The following is a 16,659-nucleotide window of genomic DNA, read 5'->3' as shown; positions in this document are numbered from 1 at the left end:
GATTAAAAAAATAAATTAGTATCTTATGAAAAAGGAAATATTGTTAATTGGGGGGTCTTCGGGCATCGGTTTTAAAATTGCCGAAAAACTGAGTGCAACACATAATGTAACCATTGCCTCACGAAACCCTGGAAAACTGGGGGAATTGGATGTAAAACACCTGGAGTTTGATGTTCAGAAGGATGAGTTAGCAAAACTGGATTTGCCGGAAAAACTGGATGGGCTGGTTTATTGTCCCGGTAGTATTAACCTTAAACCTTTTAAGATGCTACGGCTTGACGATTTTAAGCAGGAAATGGATTTGAATTTTTTCGGGCTTATAAAAGTAGTACAGGCCGCCATGCCTAAATTAAGAAATGCTGAAAATGCAAGCATCATATTTTTTAGTACCGTTGCCGTTAAAGTGGGCATGCCTTTCCATACCAGCGTGGCTGCCGCAAAAGGCGCAATTGAAGGTTTTGCCAAATCCCTGGCTGCAGAGTATGCTCCTGGAATTAGAGTGAATGTTATTGCTCCTTCGCTTACTAACACTCCTCTAGCAGAAAAACTGCTGAACAACGACAAAAAGAAAGAAAAAATGAAGGACCGCCATCCCCTTAAACGCATTGGAGAAGCTTCAGATATCGCAAATCTGGCTCAATTTTTATTAAGCGATGACAGCAGCTGGATTACCGGGCAGGTAATGGGAATTGACGGCGGACTTTCAACTTTAAACCTTTCCTGAATGAGTGAAAAAGTAACTATTTTCTGGTTCCGAAGAGACTTACGGCTTGATGATAATGTTGGTTTTCTTGAAGCTCTTAAGAGCGGAAACCCTGTGCTCCCTGTTTTTATTTTTGATACTGAAATTCTGGAAAGCCTTGCTAAAGATGATGCCCGCGTCACTTTTATCTACGAAACCTTACAGAATATGAGGAAGGAGCTGCAGGATAAACATGACAGTTCCATAGCCATGTTTCACGGCAAACCTTCAACGGTTTTCAGGAATCTAATTAAAGATTATAAAGTTGAAAAAGTCTTCACTAACCACGATTATGAACCTTATGCAAAAGAAAGGGATGAAGAAATAGGCCAAATATTAGATAAAAGGAACATCAAATTTCAAACTTTTAAAGACCAGGTGATTTTTGAAAGGGACGAAATAACCAAACAGGACGGTGGCCCTTATGTGGTTTACACACCGTACATGAAAAGCTGGAAGCAGAAATTCAGGAACATGGACCTGAAGATCCATTATACAAGCCAGGATATGGACAACCTTATTCAAAATTCCAGTTTACCAAATTTAAGCCTGAGCGACATTGGTTTTAAAGCGTCTTCCCTTAAAGTTCCCCAGTATGATGTAACTCCAACGCTTATAAGCGACTATGAGAAAACAAGAAATTTCCCTGGCAAAGACGGCACTTCCAGGTTAGGGCCACACCTTAGGTTTGGCACGGTGAGCGTTCGGAAAATGGTAAAGAAAGCCAATGCTGAAAAAAATAAGACCTTCCTGGAAGAATTGATCTGGAGAGAATTTTTTATGCAGGTTTTAGATTACAATCCGCAAACTGTTACCGATGCTTTTAAAGAAAAGTACGACCGCATTAACTGGCGCAACAATAAAAAAGAATTTCAACTTTGGAAAGAAGGAAAAACCGGGTTTCCACTTGTAGATGCCGGGATGCGGCAGCTTAATGAGATTGGCTTTATGCACAACAGGGTGAGGATGCTGGTGGGCAGTTTTTTATGCAAGCACCTGCTTATAGACTGGCGCTGGGGAGAAGCCTATTTTGCTGAAAAGCTTCTGGATTACGAAATGTCTTCCAACGTGGGCAACTGGCAATGGGTGGCCGGAAGCGGGGTGGATGCCGTTCCTTATTTCAGGATTTTTAATCCCACCACTCAAATTGACAAATTTGACAAGGATAAAGAATACATAAAAAAATGGGTGAAAGAATACGGAACGAAAGATTACCCTGAACCAATGGTAGATCATAAAGAAGCCCGCGAACGAGCACTACAAGTGTATAAAGAAGCCGTGAGTGACTAAGATTCTTCCATTAGTTTTCTTGCTTTTTCAAGATCTTCAGGCGTGTCGATTCCTATAGTGTGCATGTTGGTTTCCACCATTTTTATTTTTTTTCCATATTCCAAAAACCGGATAGCCTCAATTCTTTCGGTGGCTTCCAGGGGCAACATTGGCAAATTATGAAAATCGAGTAAAGCCTGTTTTCTAAAAGCATAAATACCTATATGCTTAAAATACGTCATAGGCGCATCATTGTCCCGCGGATAAGGAATTGGAAACCTTGAAAAATACATGGCAAAATTATCCTTATCGGTTATTACCTTTACGTTATTGGGATTTGTAATTTCATCGCTCTCGTGAAGTGCCACCATAAGTGACGCGAGATCAACAAGTTTATCTTCATCCTCCCTAAACACCAGTAGTAACTTTGCCAGGCTGTCCCTGTCTATAAAAGGTTCGTCACCCTGGACATTTACCACCACATCTACGTTAAGATTTTCTACGGCCTCAGCTAAACGGTCGCTGCCACAATCGTGCTCTTTTTTGCTCCTTATGGTTTTCCCTCCAAAGCCAGCTACCTCATCTTCAATTTTGTCACTATCGGTCACTACATAAACTTCATCAAATAGATCGGTTTCCCTGGCGGCTTCATAAGTTCTTCTAATTACTGTTTTACCGTTTAGGTCCTGTAGTAATTTTCCCGGAAAGCGACTGGCTTCATATCGTGCGGGAATCATTGCAATTACTTTGAGTGAGGTGTGTTCCAAAATATTTATTTTTTATAGTCGTCCAAAATTAGCCAATTTTAAAAGGCTGCCATGTTTAGGTTAAGTTAATTTAGTTTAGAATGCTTCCAGATCTATAGAGATATATCCAGAAGATGTTATAGTTCTTTTATCATCCAGACCGTACAATTATAGTGCCCTGTATCCCCTAGAGGTTTTTCGAGGGATTCAAAACCAGTCTTTCTATACAACTTTTGGGCATCCTGCATATATGGTAAAGTTTCGATATAACATTTTTCAAAACCTTCAGCTTTGGCAAATTTCAGGCAGGTATCCATCATTTGTGTTCCCAGACCTTTGCCACGTGCCTCTGGCAGGAAATACATTTTTTGCAATTCGCACACTTCTTCCTCAAAGCCATTTAAAGGAGCTATTCCGGCGCAACCGATTATTTTTTCTTCATTTTCCACCACAAAATATTCCATCCGAGGGAAGTCATAAGTGGCATACATATCGTCCAGGGCTTTATCTTCGTATGCTGTACCTACCTTTGGAACACCCATTTCTACTAAAACACTTCTTACCACCTCAGCAATCTGCTGATTATCTTTTGGTTGGATTTTGCGGATTTTGTAACTACTCATTCTTGTTAATTAATCTTATTTTTGGGAAGTGAAGATACACGAAAAATATATAAAAAGATGCATTGGCCTTGCCCGAAACGGCTTTGGAAATACTTATCCAAATCCAATGGTAGGCAGCGTGGTTGTTCATAATAATAAAATTATTGGTGAGGGATGGCACCAGAAAGCAGGGTTGCCACATGCCGAGGTAAATGCCATAAATTCTGTTAAAGATCAATCCCTATTACAGGAATCAACAATATACGTAAGCCTGGAGCCTTGCAGCCATTACGGAAAAACACCTCCATGCAGCGACCTGATTATTGCAAAAGGTATTAAAAAAGTGGTGATAGGCACTGTAGATCCCTTTGCTGAAGTTGCCGGGAGAGGCATAAAAAAGCTGATGGATGCCGGTTGTGAAGTCGCTGTTGGTATTGAAGAACAGGAATGCCGGGAACTTAACAAGCGCTTTTTCACATTTCACCAAAAGCAGCGGCCTTATATTATACTGAAATGGGCGCAAACAGCAGACGGGTTTATTGCGCCATCTGCTAAAAATGAGCGGGAACCAGTTTGGATCTCCAACTCCAGGAGCAAACAGCTTGTTCATAAATGGCGTGCAGAAGAACAGGCCATTTTGGCAGGTACTAACACTGTTGTTGCCGATAACCCAAAGCTGAACACCAGGCTTTGGTCCGGCACAAATCCCACAAGGATTATACTTGACAGGAATTTGCGCATTCCGCAGAAATCGGCAGTGCTGGACGGCAGCATCAAAACGGTTATTTTGACGGACTCTCTTAATGCTGAAGCTGCCAAAGAAAATCCTACAGAAAACCTGATTTTTGAGCCTGTGAACTTTGAAGAAAACCTGGCTGCAGCAATTTGCAAAGTGCTTTATAAACACGACCTGCAGTCGGTAATAATAGAAGGCGGGGCGAAAACGCTTCAAACATTTATTGATGACGGGCTTTGGGATGAAGCCCGAATTTTTACCGGAAAAACAGTATTCAAGTCTGGAATTCCTGCGCCGCAACTTACCGGAAATTTAAAAGAAGAAACTTGCAAAACAGGCGATAACCTGAAAATATACATTAATGATTAAAACCATAATTTTTGATTTTGGAGATGTTTTTATAAACCTGGACAAAGCCGCTACGCCAAGGGAGTTTAAAAATTGCCAGGTTTCGGAATTAACAGAGACACTCCTGGAGAAAAACTTTCAGTATGAAAAAGGGCTTATTTCTTCAGAAGAATTTGTTGATGCGTATTGTTCAGAATATAAGCATTTGGAACAAGAACAGGTGCTGAATTCTTGGAACGCCATTTTAGTGGATTTACCACGTTACCGTTTCGAATTCCTTAAAAAGCTTTCCGCAGAAAAAAATTATAAACTAATCCTGTTAAGCAATACCAACGAAATTCATATTAATTGGGTAAAAGAAAATGTGCCGTTTTTTGAAGAATTTAAGCAATGTTTTGATGCCTTCTATTTGTCCCACGAGATCAATTTTAGAAAACCAGATGCCGAGATTTACAAATTTGTGCTTGAAAAACACCAGCTCAGGCCGGAAGAATGCCTTTTTGTAGATGACACCAGAGAAAATACCGATGCCGCCGAAGCTTTGGGAATACATACCTGGAATATCGAGCCCACCCGGGAAGATGTAATTGATCTTTTTACCGCAAAAAAGGATTTATTTTGATATACCTCCTGCTGAGCATTCTTTCTTCCAGTGTTATTTTTGTGGTCTTCAAACTTTACCACAAATTTGGAGTGAATACGCTGCAGGCCATTATCGTGAATTATTATATCGCCTGCACGGTAGGTTTTTTTGGTTACATCGATAATTTTAATATTTCCAGGATTCCTTCAGAAGGATGGTTTCCCGGGACTCTTATTCTGGGGGCGTTATTTATAAGCGTTTTTTACCTGGCTGCCCTCACCACCCAAAAAAGTGGACTCTCTGTGGTATCTGTAGCCACCAAAATGTCTGTCGCCATTCCTGTATTCGCGGGTATTTTCCTGTATAACGAAAGCACCGGCGTTTTAAAACTTCTGGGCATTCTAATGGCCCTGGCTGCGGTTTACCTTACCTCCATAAAAACAAAGGAAGGCATTCAAATTCAAAAGAAGAACCTCATTTTCCCTTTACTCGTTTTTCTGGGCAGCGGGATTATAGATACCACTATTAATTTTCTCGAAAATTCCTACGTTGCTGAAGCAGATGTAGGCCTTTTTTCTTCAACCATTTTTGCCATTGCAGGAAGCATTGGAAGCCTAATACTGCTTTTCCAGGCCATTGGAGGAAAATTAAAAATAAAGTGGAAGAATATTCTTGGCGGTATTGCATTAGGCATTCCCAATTACTTTTCTATATATTTTCTGGTGATGGCTTTGCGCAGCCCCGGGTTTGAGAATTCGGCGATATTTACCATGAACCACGTAGGGATTGTCACCATTTCTACCCTGTTGGGAATCACATTTTTTCACGAGCGGCTTCTGCGGAAAAACTGGATTGGGATATTTCTGGCCATTATCAGCATTATCCTTGTAGCGCAAAGTTAAGCTGAAGAAAAAGCAGCAATTTTTAACGCTTTCAGCATTAATCTTAACCCAATGAAAGACACTTATAAAAGCATAACATCAGCTTCTGAAGAAGTGCTGTTTAAAGATAAGAATTCGAAATTTTACGGCTATGCCTTCCCGGTAAAAACCGAAGAGGAGATTAATCTCCACCTTGAAGAATTACGCAACAGGCACCACAAGGCGCGGCATTGGTGTTATGCCTGGCAGCTGGGCAAGGAGGATTTTCAATACAGGGCAAATGATGACGGCGAACCTTCAAATTCTGCCGGAATGCCTATTTACGGGCAGATACAGTCTTTTGAGGTAACCAACATCCTTATTGTGGTGGTGCGCTATTTTGGCGGAGTAAAACTTGGAGTTGGCGGACTAATAAATGCATATAAAACCACGGCACAAATGGCCCTTGAAGCTTCTGAAATAATTACCAGGAGTATAGACAGGGTTTTTGTGGTGAAATTTGGTTATCCTGAAATGAATAATGTGATGCGGGTAATTAAAGAAAATAATTTAAATGTGATTGATCAGAAACTCGAAATAGATTGTAAGATTTTTCTTTCTGTAAGGAAAAATTATGCAGAAGAAATTTTTGAAAAATTCAATTCTATTTATAAAGTTGAGATACAGGAACTGGAAATTTAAAAGCCCAGTTTCTCAAGAATAAGAGCAGGACATCGTACCGGCTTTTTACTTTTTGAATCCATAAAAACCAGTACCGTATACGCCGTGGTTAACAATTCTCCCTGCTCATTAAAAATAGAATATTCAAAGCTAATTCTCACGCCAGGTTTTTCCTTTAACCTGGTTTCAATTTTTAAATGCTCATCAAAAGTTGCAGACCTTAAAAATTTGCAATTAAGCTCATATACGGGCAGCATAATTCCGTTAGCCTCCATTTTTTTATAGGAGATTCCTAAAGTATCAAGCCAGTCAATACGGGCTATTTCAAGGTATTGCGCATAATTTCCGTGATGCACAACCCCCATTTGATCTGTCTCGGCATATCGAACTTTAACATGGCTTGTATGGCTTTTCATACGCTAATAAATAGTATAATTGAATGAGGTTTTGTACTTTCAAAGTCGGATTTAAGTATGCGTAAAATTTTCTTAAAATTCAACATCAATTCCGTTTTTTTTTCAGATAATTTGTTCACATATTTGTTCCGCCTTAGTACGGAAAGCATTTCCTTTCCCTACACAAATTTGAACTTTCTACTAACCTATTAATAAGTCGAAATAAGCATGTCGGAAACTGCGCAATCAGTTTGGAATAGCTGTCTAGCTTTTATTAAGGATAACATTACCCCCCAGGCCTATAAAACCTGGTTTGAACCTATTCAGGCAGTAAAACTTACCGATTGTGCACTGAGCATTCAGGTACCTTCCAAATTTTTCTATGAATGGCTGGAAGAGCATTATGTGAAGCTGCTAAAAGTTTCTCTAACGCGCGAACTGGGAGAAAAAGCAAAACTGGTATACGTGATTAAAATGGAAAATACCTATGGCAATAAGCTACCGTTTACCGAAAAAATTCCCAGCAGCCAGCGCAGCAATGTTACTTCGCAGGAAGTAGATGTTCCTATTAAAAATAAAAATCCGGAGCTTAAAAATCCTTTTATTATTCCGGGGATCCGCAATGTAAAAATTGAGTCCCAGCTTAACCCAAGCTATAGTTTTGATAATTTTCTTGAAGGGGATTCCAACAGGCTTGCACGTTCTGCAGGAATGGCCGTGGCCAACAAGCCCGGCGGAACATCATTTAATCCATTACTCATATTTGGAGGGGTTGGTTTAGGAAAAACCCATCTGGCTCATGCCATAGGAGTAGAAATAAAAGATAAATATCCCGAGAAAACCGTTTTATATATTTCCGCAGAAAAATTTACACAACAGTATATTGAATCCGTTAAGAAAAATAACCGGAACGATTTTATCCATTTTTACCAGATCATAGATGTGCTGATTGTAGATGATATCCAGTTACTTTCTGGCAAAGCAGGGACCCAGGATGTGTTTTTTCATATTTTTAATCACCTGCACCAAAACGGAAAACAGGTAATTCTTACAAGTGATAAGGCTCCTGTGGACATGCAGGATATCGAGCAACGGCTACTTTCCCGGTTTAAGTGGGGGCTTTCCGCAGAATTGCAACACCCCGATTTTGAAACCAGGGTTTCCATTATCAAAAATAAACTTTACAGGGACGGCGTGGAGATGCCGGAGGATATCGTGGAGTTTTTGGCCAACAATATCAAAACAAATATAAGGGAACTGGAAGGAGCGATAATTTCCTTAATTGCCCACTCCTCCTTCAACAAAAAAGACATTACCCTGGAACTCGCCAAAAAGATTGTTGACAATTATGTTAAGAATACCAAGCGCGAAGTTTCTATTGATTACATACAAAAGGTGGTGAGCGATTATTTCCAGATGGATGTAGATACTCTGCAATCTAAAACCAGGAAACGCCATATTGTGCAGGCGAGGCAGCTGGCCATGTTTTTTGCCAAAAAATTTACCAAAGCTTCTCTTGCCAGCATTGGCTCACAAATTGGAAGCAGGGATCACGCCACAGTTTTACATGCCTGTAAAACGGTAGATAATCTCGCTGCTACAGACAAGCAGTTCAAAAAATTTGTAGAAGATCTAAACAAGAAGCTCACCATTTAGCTTGTGTATAAAGGATAGGTAAGAAATCTTTTTGATCTTGAAAACAATATGTAATTCTCTTAAACAAAATTTTTAAAGAGCTAAAATACCTTTAAATGAAGACCAAAATTTTAATGGTTTGCCTTGGAAATATTTGCCGGTCTCCTCTTGCCGAAGGAATTCTGAAATCCAAAACAGATCCTGCAAAGGTTTATATCGATTCTTCAGGAACAGGTGGCTATCATGTTGGCTGTGCCCCGGATGATCGTTCTATTGCCGTGGCCAAAAGATATGGCCTTGACATTTCAGAACAAAAATGCAGGAAATTTGATGTGTCAGATTTTGAAGAATTCGATCATATTTTTGTAATGGATAATTACAATTATCGTGATATCCTTTCCCTTACTGAAAATAAAGACGACCAACAAAAAGTCCATTTAATCCTGAATGAAATTTTTCCCGGTGAAAATGTAGATGTTCCCGATCCTTATCATGGCGGGGAACAGGGCTTTGAAAATGTTTATCAAATGCTGGAAGAGGCATGTGAAAAAATAGCGCAACGCCTGGACCTTAAATAAAACTATGGCGGGATCTTCATTTAACTATTCAGGAAAACTTTATATGATTCCCACCACCCTGGGAAACTCCAATCCCCTTGAGGTGCTTCCGGCACACCTCATAAAGATTATTGAAGAAACAGATGAATACATTGTTGAAAATGAAAAAACGGCACGGCGCGCAATAAAAAAACTGGTTCCGGAAAAACCACAGCAAAGCCTAAAAATTCATTTGCTGAATAAATTTACTGAAGCCGCCGATCTTCCTACCTTTCTTAATTCCTGTAAAGAAGGCAAAAATATTGGATTAATGAGCGAAGCCGGCTGCCCGGGTGTAGCCGATCCCGGCGCCGAAATTGTGAAACTGGCCCACCAGGAAAATATACAGGTGGTGCCGCTGGTGGGGCCTTCTTCAATTTTACTTGCACTTATGGGAAGCGGGATGAATGGCCAGGGGTTCTGTTTTCACGGCTACTTGCCCATAGATAAAAAGGAGCGAAAACATGAATTAAAAGCCCTGGAAAGAATTTCCGCAGAAAAAAAACAGGCGCAGATTTTTATAGAAACCCCTTACCGAAACAACAAGTTGCTGGAAGATATGCAGCAAAGCCTGCATCCCGGCACCAGACTTTGCATTGCCTGCGACCTTACCCTGGAAACGGAGTATATCCTTACCCGTACTATTCAGGAATGGTCTCAAACAAAAGTGGACCTCCATAAGAGGCCCACAATTTTTATACTTCAGAAAGATTTTTAAGCATTTGGCAATACAGCCTTTGCCCTTTTCTCCGGCTGAATGAACGAAGTATCATATCCGCCAAATTTTTGCATATAGTGTTTAATACTGGTTCCAAAGGCATCGCTAAAAGCCTGTGCGCCCCAGCTTCTCAAATATTTTTTTACGCTACCCGGTCCCGCAAGATGCGCAGCTGCCAAAATACCAGATTCCGTTACCTCCACTCCGTTTATGGTCTTGCCTTCAAAACGCTTAATATCGCGCTTCAGGATCCATTTGTTGCGGGAGGCATTTGCGTAAAACGCAGCTTCCTGTAAGGCAGGTGAATTCAGGAATTCCTGGAAATTGTGAATACCAATAAGGGCAAGTGTTCCTTTACCAAACTGATATTTTCCCATATAACCATATTCGTTTACCGTTTTATAGTTTCCCCGGGATTCTTTAAACCCCACAGCCTCTTTAAAACCAAGATAAGATTTTCCCAGTTTTGGAAGGTTGCTTACGTGAACCTCTTTAATAATGTCTTCTTCTAACAGTGGTTCTACCGTATAATCAAGTTCAAGGTTTGCTGTGGAAAAACTTTCCAAGTCAATCTTTGCAGCATTTTTTGTAGAAAAACTGAAAAACATCGTTCCGGCCATTGCCGGTAAAATTGAGAATTTTGCAATTTTCTTTCTTTTTTGCATCACATTTTGTTTCTGAAGAGTTAACGGTTTTCTTCCACATTGGGTTAAAATCCCCTCTTCAATTTTGCGGCGCAAAGATACGATTATTTTTAATAATTTGATACACAGGCTGTTAATTAAAATGCAAAGATTTTGAAAGCTTAACAGAAGTATAAGATTCAGGGCTCCAAAGACTTATAGTTGCGTTAAAAGAAACCCCGGAAAATCCCTCTTATCTCCTTATTCCCTGCTTGTTGATCCAGCGTACATATTCCTGCTTGTTCCGGTTATGTTGAGACAGATTTTTGGCAAATTTGTGATAGCCGAAATTATCCACATCTGCCACAAAATAAAAATAATCGTGGTCCTGATAATTAAGCACGGCATCTATAGAAGAAATATCGGGCATGGTAATGGGCCCCGGGGGAAGTTCTTTATATAAATAGGTATTGTAAGGAGAATCCAGGGCAAGGTCTTTATAGAGCACCCTCTTAATAATGGTATCAAAATTCCCGGTGTTCTTTTTAATGGCATAAATTACTGTGGGATCGGCATCCAGTTTCCAGCCATTTTTATAGCGGTTCATGTAAACGCCGGCAACTTTTGGCCTTTCATCCACTTTGGCCGTCTCCTTTTGCACTATAGAAGCCAACACGTTTACTTTATTTGGGCTAAGTCCAATTTTTTCAGCTTTTTGCAGGCGTTCTTCGGTCCAGAATCTATTATATTCCCTTAGCATCCTTTCCCGAAATTCTTCTGCGGAAGTGTTCCAGTAAAATTCATATTTATTAGGAATATACATGGAAAGCGCATCCTCTTCAGCAAAATTATTTTCAGCTAGAAAAGTACTATCCCGGAAGGATTGAAGGAGGCTTATGCTATCGGCTTCAATCTGGTCTGCAATCCTGCCGGCAAGGTTTTCCAGCCGTTCCTGGTTGTTAAAGCTAATATTTATGGGATTATTACTGCTTCTTAAAATGTTCACAATTTCATTACTGTTCATGTTTTTTTGCAGTATGTAACGGCCGGGACGAATATTATTTTTATAGCCTTTCTTTTGTGCAACAATATCAAAAGAATTTACATCCTTAATTAAAGGCTGAAGAGAATCTAAAAGGGTTTGGTAATTGGCTCCGGTGGGAACATACACCACCGCCTGGTTTTTGGAAAAAGCAGTATTTGGGCCAAATATACTCTGATAAATATGATAGCTGAAGTATCCCAACGCAACAATCCCTATTAGAGCCACGGCTGCGAGTATTTTTTTAATGTACATCGTTGTTTATAAGTTGATATAAAATTTCGTCTTTAAAAGATCCGTTCAAAAAATTCCATTCTTTTTTAATTCCTGCTTTTCTGAAGTCCTGGCCTTCAAATAATTTTATACTTGCCAAATTTCCTTCAGTAACATTGGCATAAACCTGATGTAAAGCCAGGTGTTTAAAACAGTAATTACAAATAAGGCTAAGGCTCTCTGCTCCATAACCTTTTCTACGTTCACCAGTTTCTGAAATCAGGATTCCCAAAGCGGCGCGGCGATCCCTGGGCTCCAGGTCAAAAATATCGATAAGGCCAATATTTTTATCCTCATTGTTGCAAATTACGAGCCGTAATTGTTTGTAGTCGTAGATATCCCGGTGCGCGTTTTCCAGGTATTTTTTTATCATAAACCTGGAGTATGGCACACGGGTGGCACTTACTTCCCAGAAATCCTCTGTATTTTCCAGTTCATGCACAAAATCCAGGTCTTCCGGTTCGAGTGCCCTCAAATATACTTTTTCGCCCTTGAGCGTTAACATAAAATTTCTCCTTTAAAGACCAGTTCTGCCGGTCCTGTTAACCAGATGTCTTCATAAGATTGTTCCCCTTTTTTACTGAAAGAAACAGAAAGTTCACCTCCCGGCACCTTCAGCTTAATTTTGTCTCCATTTGCCCTTCCGGAAGAATTTGCCGCTATGGCCACCGCGGTAACACCGGTCCCGCAGGAAAGGGTTTCATCCTCTACCCCACGCTCGTAGGTGCGCACCAAGAAAGTATTTTCCCCTTTAGCTTCCACAAAATTAACATTGGTGCCGCCATTGGGAAGATAAGTATCTGAATTTCTAATAGCCGCTCCTTCTTCTTTTACATCAATATCTTTTACATTTTCAGTAAAAATAATATGGTGGGGAGATCCGGTATTTAAGAATGAAATATTTCCTTTCTGATCAATTTCACTTACATCCTGCATTTGTAGGCTTACCAATTCGTTTTCTATAACAGCTTTATGAGGCCCGTCTACGGCTGTAAATGTGGCTTTATCTTCCACAATTCCCAGAGCTTTGGCAAAGGCCACGAGACAGCGGCCACCATTGCCACACATACTGCTCTCGTTTCCATCGGCATTAAAATAAACCATTTTAAAGTCGTCTTCTTCAATCTCAGGATTTTCGAGCAATATCAAACCGTCTGCTCCTATGCCAAATTTACGGTCACAAAGCTTCTTTATCATTTTGGTATCGTTTTTGGATAATAAATTCTTGCGGTTATCTATCATCACAAAATCGTTGCCAGTGCCCTGGTACTTAAAAAAAGAGATCTTCATAGCTCATATTTTAGAGGGCAACAAATATACAATAAAGCTTAAGATTTGTGAGGTGTTAAATAGCCGTTAAAGTAATAGACTCACATAATAATGGAAGATCACTTAAAGTTTAATTATAAAATAATTATTTGAATATGAAAAAACTAGCAAGTTTACTCATTGTTGCTTTTTTGGGAGGCGTACTTTCCCTTGGCGGGTATAAGCTGTTTTTAGAAGATGAGTCCGGGGCTTCTATTCCCGGCATTTCTTCTTCATCTCATGAGAACACTTCTGTTATTCCCGCAAATTATACTAACCCCGTTTATGGCACTAATGCCGATTTTACCGAAGCTGCAGAAAAAACGGTTCATGCCGTGGTGCATGTGAAAAATGTAGCGGTTTTTAACGGTCCACGTAATCCTTTTGAATATTACTACGGAAACCGCCAGGGCGGTAAAGCCGTACAGGGTGCGGGTTCAGGAGTTATTATCACGCCAGATGGCTATATTGTTACCAATAATCACGTAATTGAAGGAGCCAGCGAACTGGAAGTTACCCTAAACAACAACCAAACCTACACTGCTGATGTGGTAGGCAGCGATAAAAAATCTGATATCGCCCTGCTAAAAATAGATGCAGAGGATCTTGATTACATTCCATTTGGGAATTCAGACAATGTAAAACTTGGAGAATGGGTATTGGCAGTAGGAAACCCTTTTAACCTGAAATCTACAGTTACTGCAGGGATTGTAAGTGCTAAAGCAAGAGACCTTAACACTACAGATGCCATGCCACAGTCTTTTATACAAACAGATGCCGCCATTAATCCCGGTAATAGCGGTGGTGCCCTTGTGAATATCAACGGGGAATTAATCGGGATTAACACCGCCATTACTTCACAAACAGGGAGTTATGTAGGCTACGCATTTGCCGTCCCCTCTAATAACGCCAGGAAGATTGTGGAAGACATTATGGAATTTGGAGATGTGCAGCAGGGAATCCTTGGAATAAGAGGTGGCAGCATTACTCCTGCCGCTGTTGAAGAATATGGATTAGGTACAAGCCAGGGAGTTTATGTTGCCAGCGTAAGCCCCGGAAGTGGTGCTGAAAATGCCGGCCTCAAAGAGCATGATGTTATTAAACAAATTGATAATATAAAAATTAATAAGTTCTCTGATCTTACAGGCTATATTAATTCCAAACGTCCTGATGACGTGGTAAAAGTAATTTACTTAAGAGATGGGGACGAGCGTGAAGTAGACGTGAAATTAACCAAGTATGAAGCCTACCAGATTACTCCCATAGGCATTGAAGTTGCAAATGCTTCCAAAAAGGAGTTACATGCCTTCAATACAGATTACGGAGTGAAAATAAATCGTATATTAAGGAATGATCTTCCTGCCGATGAATTTACGGGGGCCATTATTACTCAAATTAATAATGAAAAAGTTTCTAATATCCGGGATGTGGAAAGAGTTGTGGAAAGCAAAAGTACTTCAGATCCAATTGTAGTAACCTTTATAGATAAGAAAGGTGAAAAACAAAGAGTGGTTTGGAGATAATTACAGAATATTCGCTTTTAAAAAGCTCTCTTACAGGGAGCTTTTTTTATGCCCGGAGTTTCCTGATGCCAATTTCATTTTGGCTATTTGTTAACTTGAATATAAGAGCGAAAATTCCACTTTTGCTATAAACTTTTGAAGATGAGCAAGTCAGGGAAACAAAGTAAATTTCGTAGGAAACGTTATATAATACCTGCTGTTATTGTAATTCTCCTCATCGTTGCACGCATTATGCTTCCTTATATTCTCAAAAGATCTGTAAACAGGACTTTAAACAATATCCCGGGCTACGAGGGGCATGTGGAAGATATAGATGTAGCCCTGTGGCGGGGCGCTTATGTGATAGAAGGGCTGCTCCTTCAAAAGAAAGCTGCCAAAAATCAGCAACCATTACTCAATTTTCCTGAAAGCGATATTTCTATTGAATGGAAATCTCTCCTTAACGGGAAGATTGTAAGTGAAATAGAGATGCACAATCCGGAGTTCAATTATATTTTTGAAGTTCAGCAAAAAGAAAATACAGAAGGAGAAGCCGATGCTAAAGCCTGGACAGATGCTTTAAAGGAACTTGTTCCTATAAGCATTAACCACTTGAGCATTAATAATGGAAAGGCCAATTTTGTGCAATTATCTGCAGATCCTGAAATTAACATGTTTCTTAAACAGATAAATCTGCAGGCAACAAATTTAAGCAATGTGGTAAACAAAGAAGAAACGCTTCCTTCCAACCTGCGTGCTACAGCCGTTTCTTTTGGGAATGGTGACGTTTTATTGGAGGGAAATCTAAATCTGCTAAAGAAAATTCCTGATATGGATATGGAATTCTCCCTTAAAGATGCAGATGTGCGGGCATTAAACAACCTTACTAATCAATATGCGGGAGTAGATTTTGAAGCAGGTACTTTTGAACTTTATAGTGAAGTGGCCATTGCCGATGCCTATCTTAAAGGTTATATTAAACCTATTTTATTAACACCAAATTACTTGGAAAGGAAGATGACGGAGGCTTTTTCAAAAAATTATGGGAAGGATTTGTAGGAGTCTTTAAATTTATCCTGAAGAACCAGGGCACAGATACTCTGGCCACAAAAGTACCCTTGGAAGGAGACCTGAGCAAAGTTAAAACCGGAATTATTCCTACTATACTCAATATTTTTAAAAATGCCTGGATAGACGCCTTTAAAGGAAATGTTGATGAAAATATTAATTTTGAAGATGCCGCACGTGCAAAAGATTAAAAACTGAAGCTTACTTACTATTGCATTATCCCTTTTTTTGATGAAATTTGCAGCCAAAAATTCTGGCACCCGGCAATAACTTTTTTGAGAAGGCGTTGTGTGATAAACCAGAAAATGAAACTAAGATTAGGATGAACAAAACAATTTTTACTTTACTGTGTTTCGCTGCGTTTTTCACGCAGGCAAATGCCCAGGACAGTTTGGCGGCAAATCAACACCCGGTACGATCTGAATTTGATGAGCTTATTGAAACCTCTAACGATTACCAGGGATATAAGGTAATAGATTACGACCGCATTATCGAATTGAGGAATACCACTTCAGCTTATATTGAAAACCTGAAAAATGAAATTACGACCCAGACAAATACTATGGATCGTCAAAATCAGGAGATTGAAGAGCTTAAAGAAAAACTTTCAGATACGCAGGCAGACCTGGAAAGGGTTAATAATGAAAAGGATGCTATTAACTTTCTGGGAATACCCTTCAGCAAAGGTTCCTATAAAGCGATCATGTGGGGACTGGTGGGATTGCTGGTGCTGGCATTACTATTCTTTATTTATAGATACAGAAGTTCTAATGCCACCACAAAGGAAGCACGTAAAAGGTTAGATGAAACCGAGAAAGAATTTGATGCTTATCGCGCAAAATCGCTCGAAAAAGAACAAAGGCTGGGAAGGCAGTTGCAGGACGAGCGAAATAAATCTGCAAATTCGTAACAATAACTTCAGGCAAACATCA

General features: G+C 39.8%; 20 protein-coding genes. 13 read left to right on the top strand and 7 right to left on the bottom strand.

Going from position 1 to position 16,659, the window contains the following annotated elements:
- Positions 1–25 precede the first annotated feature (25 nt).
- Together AB8M93_RS13915 and AB8M93_RS13910 are read left to right on the top strand one after the other, a co-directional pair.
- On the top strand, positions 26–724 hold the full coding sequence (locus AB8M93_RS13915; protein WP_373058707.1) for an SDR family NAD(P)-dependent oxidoreductase: 699 nt from the start codon (positions 26–28) through the stop codon (positions 722–724).
- Positions 725–2,032 (top strand): cryptochrome/photolyase family protein, encoded by a 1,308-nt coding sequence (locus AB8M93_RS13910; RefSeq protein ID WP_373058705.1) that lies wholly within the window; start codon positions 725–727, stop codon positions 2,030–2,032. It abuts the gene before it with no gap.
- Here AB8M93_RS13910 and kdsB read toward each other — a convergent pair.
- A complete protein-coding gene (gene kdsB / locus AB8M93_RS13905; protein WP_373058900.1) occupies positions 2,029–2,748 on the bottom strand; it encodes a 3-deoxy-manno-octulosonate cytidylyltransferase in 720 nt (239 codons plus the stop codon). The genes AB8M93_RS13910 and kdsB overlap by 4 nt on opposite strands.
- Before the next feature lie 146 nt (positions 2,749–2,894).
- On the bottom strand, positions 2,895–3,380 hold the full coding sequence (locus tag AB8M93_RS13900; RefSeq protein WP_373058703.1) for a GNAT family N-acetyltransferase: 486 nt from the start codon (positions 3,378–3,380) through the stop codon (positions 2,895–2,897).
- Positions 3,381–3,408: 28 nt separating this feature from the next.
- Between AB8M93_RS13900 and ribD the strand changes: the two genes are divergently transcribed.
- From ribD to AB8M93_RS13880, 4 genes are read left to right on the top strand one after another with little or no spacing between them, the layout of a single operon-like run.
- Positions 3,409–4,464: a bifunctional diaminohydroxyphosphoribosylaminopyrimidine deaminase/5-amino-6-(5-phosphoribosylamino)uracil reductase RibD gene (gene ribD, locus AB8M93_RS13895; protein WP_373058701.1), complete on the top strand. Its 1,056-nt coding sequence runs from the start codon at positions 3,409–3,411 to the stop codon at positions 4,462–4,464.
- Entirely contained in the window at positions 4,457–5,065 is a 609-nt protein-coding gene (locus tag AB8M93_RS13890) for an HAD family hydrolase (RefSeq protein ID WP_373058699.1), read from the top strand. The genes ribD and AB8M93_RS13890 overlap by 8 nt, the downstream gene beginning before the upstream one ends.
- Positions 5,062–5,928: an EamA/RhaT family transporter gene (locus AB8M93_RS13885; RefSeq protein ID WP_373058697.1), complete on the top strand. Its 867-nt coding sequence runs from the start codon at positions 5,062–5,064 to the stop codon at positions 5,926–5,928. The genes AB8M93_RS13890 and AB8M93_RS13885 overlap by 4 nt, the downstream gene beginning before the upstream one ends.
- Before the next feature lie 51 nt (positions 5,929–5,979).
- On the top strand, positions 5,980–6,588 hold the full coding sequence (locus AB8M93_RS13880; protein ID WP_373058695.1) for an IMPACT family protein: 609 nt from the start codon (positions 5,980–5,982) through the stop codon (positions 6,586–6,588).
- Here the strand turns inward: AB8M93_RS13880 and AB8M93_RS13875 are convergent.
- A complete protein-coding gene (locus AB8M93_RS13875; protein WP_373058693.1) occupies positions 6,585–6,983 on the bottom strand; it encodes an acyl-CoA thioesterase in 399 nt (132 codons plus the stop codon). The two genes, AB8M93_RS13880 and AB8M93_RS13875, sit on opposite strands and share 4 nt — an antisense overlap.
- Before the next feature lie 207 nt (positions 6,984–7,190).
- Between AB8M93_RS13875 and dnaA the strand changes: the two genes are divergently transcribed.
- From dnaA to AB8M93_RS13860, 3 genes are all read left to right on the top strand, one after another.
- Positions 7,191–8,618 carry a chromosomal replication initiator protein DnaA gene (dnaA, locus tag AB8M93_RS13870; protein WP_373058691.1) on the top strand — a complete coding sequence of 476 codons (1,428 nt, stop codon included), beginning with the start codon at positions 7,191–7,193 and terminating at the stop codon, positions 8,616–8,618.
- A 95-nt stretch (positions 8,619–8,713) separates the two neighbouring features.
- Positions 8,714–9,175 (top strand): low molecular weight protein-tyrosine-phosphatase, encoded by a 462-nt coding sequence (locus AB8M93_RS13865; RefSeq protein ID WP_373058689.1) that lies wholly within the window; start codon positions 8,714–8,716, stop codon positions 9,173–9,175.
- A gap of 4 nt (positions 9,176–9,179) precedes the next feature.
- Positions 9,180–9,911 carry an SAM-dependent methyltransferase gene (locus AB8M93_RS13860; RefSeq protein WP_373058687.1) on the top strand — a complete coding sequence of 244 codons (732 nt, stop codon included), beginning with the start codon at positions 9,180–9,182 and terminating at the stop codon, positions 9,909–9,911.
- Here the strand turns inward: AB8M93_RS13860 and AB8M93_RS13855 are convergent.
- From AB8M93_RS13855 to dapF, 4 genes are all read right to left on the bottom strand, one after another.
- The gene (locus AB8M93_RS13855) at positions 9,908–10,576 is read right to left on the bottom strand and encodes a peptidoglycan-binding protein LysM (RefSeq protein WP_373058685.1); all 669 of its coding nucleotides are present in this window, start codon (positions 10,574–10,576) and stop codon (positions 9,908–9,910) included. The two genes, AB8M93_RS13860 and AB8M93_RS13855, sit on opposite strands and share 4 nt — an antisense overlap.
- 211 nt (positions 10,577–10,787) lie before the next feature.
- Positions 10,788–11,831, bottom strand: coding sequence for an endolytic transglycosylase MltG (gene mltG / locus AB8M93_RS13850; RefSeq protein ID WP_373058683.1), 1,044 nt, complete (start codon positions 11,829–11,831; stop codon positions 10,788–10,790).
- On the bottom strand, positions 11,821–12,354 hold the full coding sequence (locus AB8M93_RS13845; protein WP_373058681.1) for a GNAT family N-acetyltransferase: 534 nt from the start codon (positions 12,352–12,354) through the stop codon (positions 11,821–11,823). The genes mltG and AB8M93_RS13845 overlap by 11 nt, the downstream gene beginning before the upstream one ends.
- Entirely contained in the window at positions 12,348–13,139 is a 792-nt protein-coding gene (dapF, locus tag AB8M93_RS13840) for a diaminopimelate epimerase (RefSeq protein WP_373058679.1), read from the bottom strand. The genes AB8M93_RS13845 and dapF overlap by 7 nt, the downstream gene beginning before the upstream one ends.
- 134 nt (positions 13,140–13,273) lie before the next feature.
- On the opposite strand from dapF, the gene AB8M93_RS13835 reads away from it, so the two are divergent.
- The 4 genes from AB8M93_RS13835 (at position 13,274) to AB8M93_RS13820 (ending at position 16,637) form a co-directional block, all read left to right on the top strand.
- The gene (locus tag AB8M93_RS13835; protein WP_373058677.1) at positions 13,274–14,680 is read left to right on the top strand and encodes a S1C family serine protease; all 1,407 of its coding nucleotides are present in this window, start codon (positions 13,274–13,276) and stop codon (positions 14,678–14,680) included.
- 141 nt (positions 14,681–14,821) lie between these two features.
- Complete coding sequence (locus AB8M93_RS13830) at positions 14,822–15,718, top strand: DUF748 domain-containing protein (protein WP_373058675.1); 897 nt, start codon at positions 14,822–14,824, stop codon at positions 15,716–15,718.
- Between the two features lie 59 nt (positions 15,719–15,777).
- A complete protein-coding gene (locus AB8M93_RS13825) occupies positions 15,778–15,918 on the top strand; it encodes a hypothetical protein (protein WP_373058673.1) in 141 nt (46 codons plus the stop codon).
- Between the two features lie 131 nt (positions 15,919–16,049).
- Positions 16,050–16,637, top strand: coding sequence for a hypothetical protein (locus AB8M93_RS13820; RefSeq protein WP_373058671.1), 588 nt, complete (start codon positions 16,050–16,052; stop codon positions 16,635–16,637).
- Positions 16,638–16,659 lie beyond the last annotated feature (22 nt).

The sequence above is a fragment of the Autumnicola aciditolerans genome, assembly GCF_041679265.1.
Lineage (GTDB): Bacteria > Bacteroidota > Bacteroidia > Flavobacteriales > Flavobacteriaceae > Autumnicola.
This window is presented reverse-complemented; position numbering and strand designations above follow the sequence as displayed.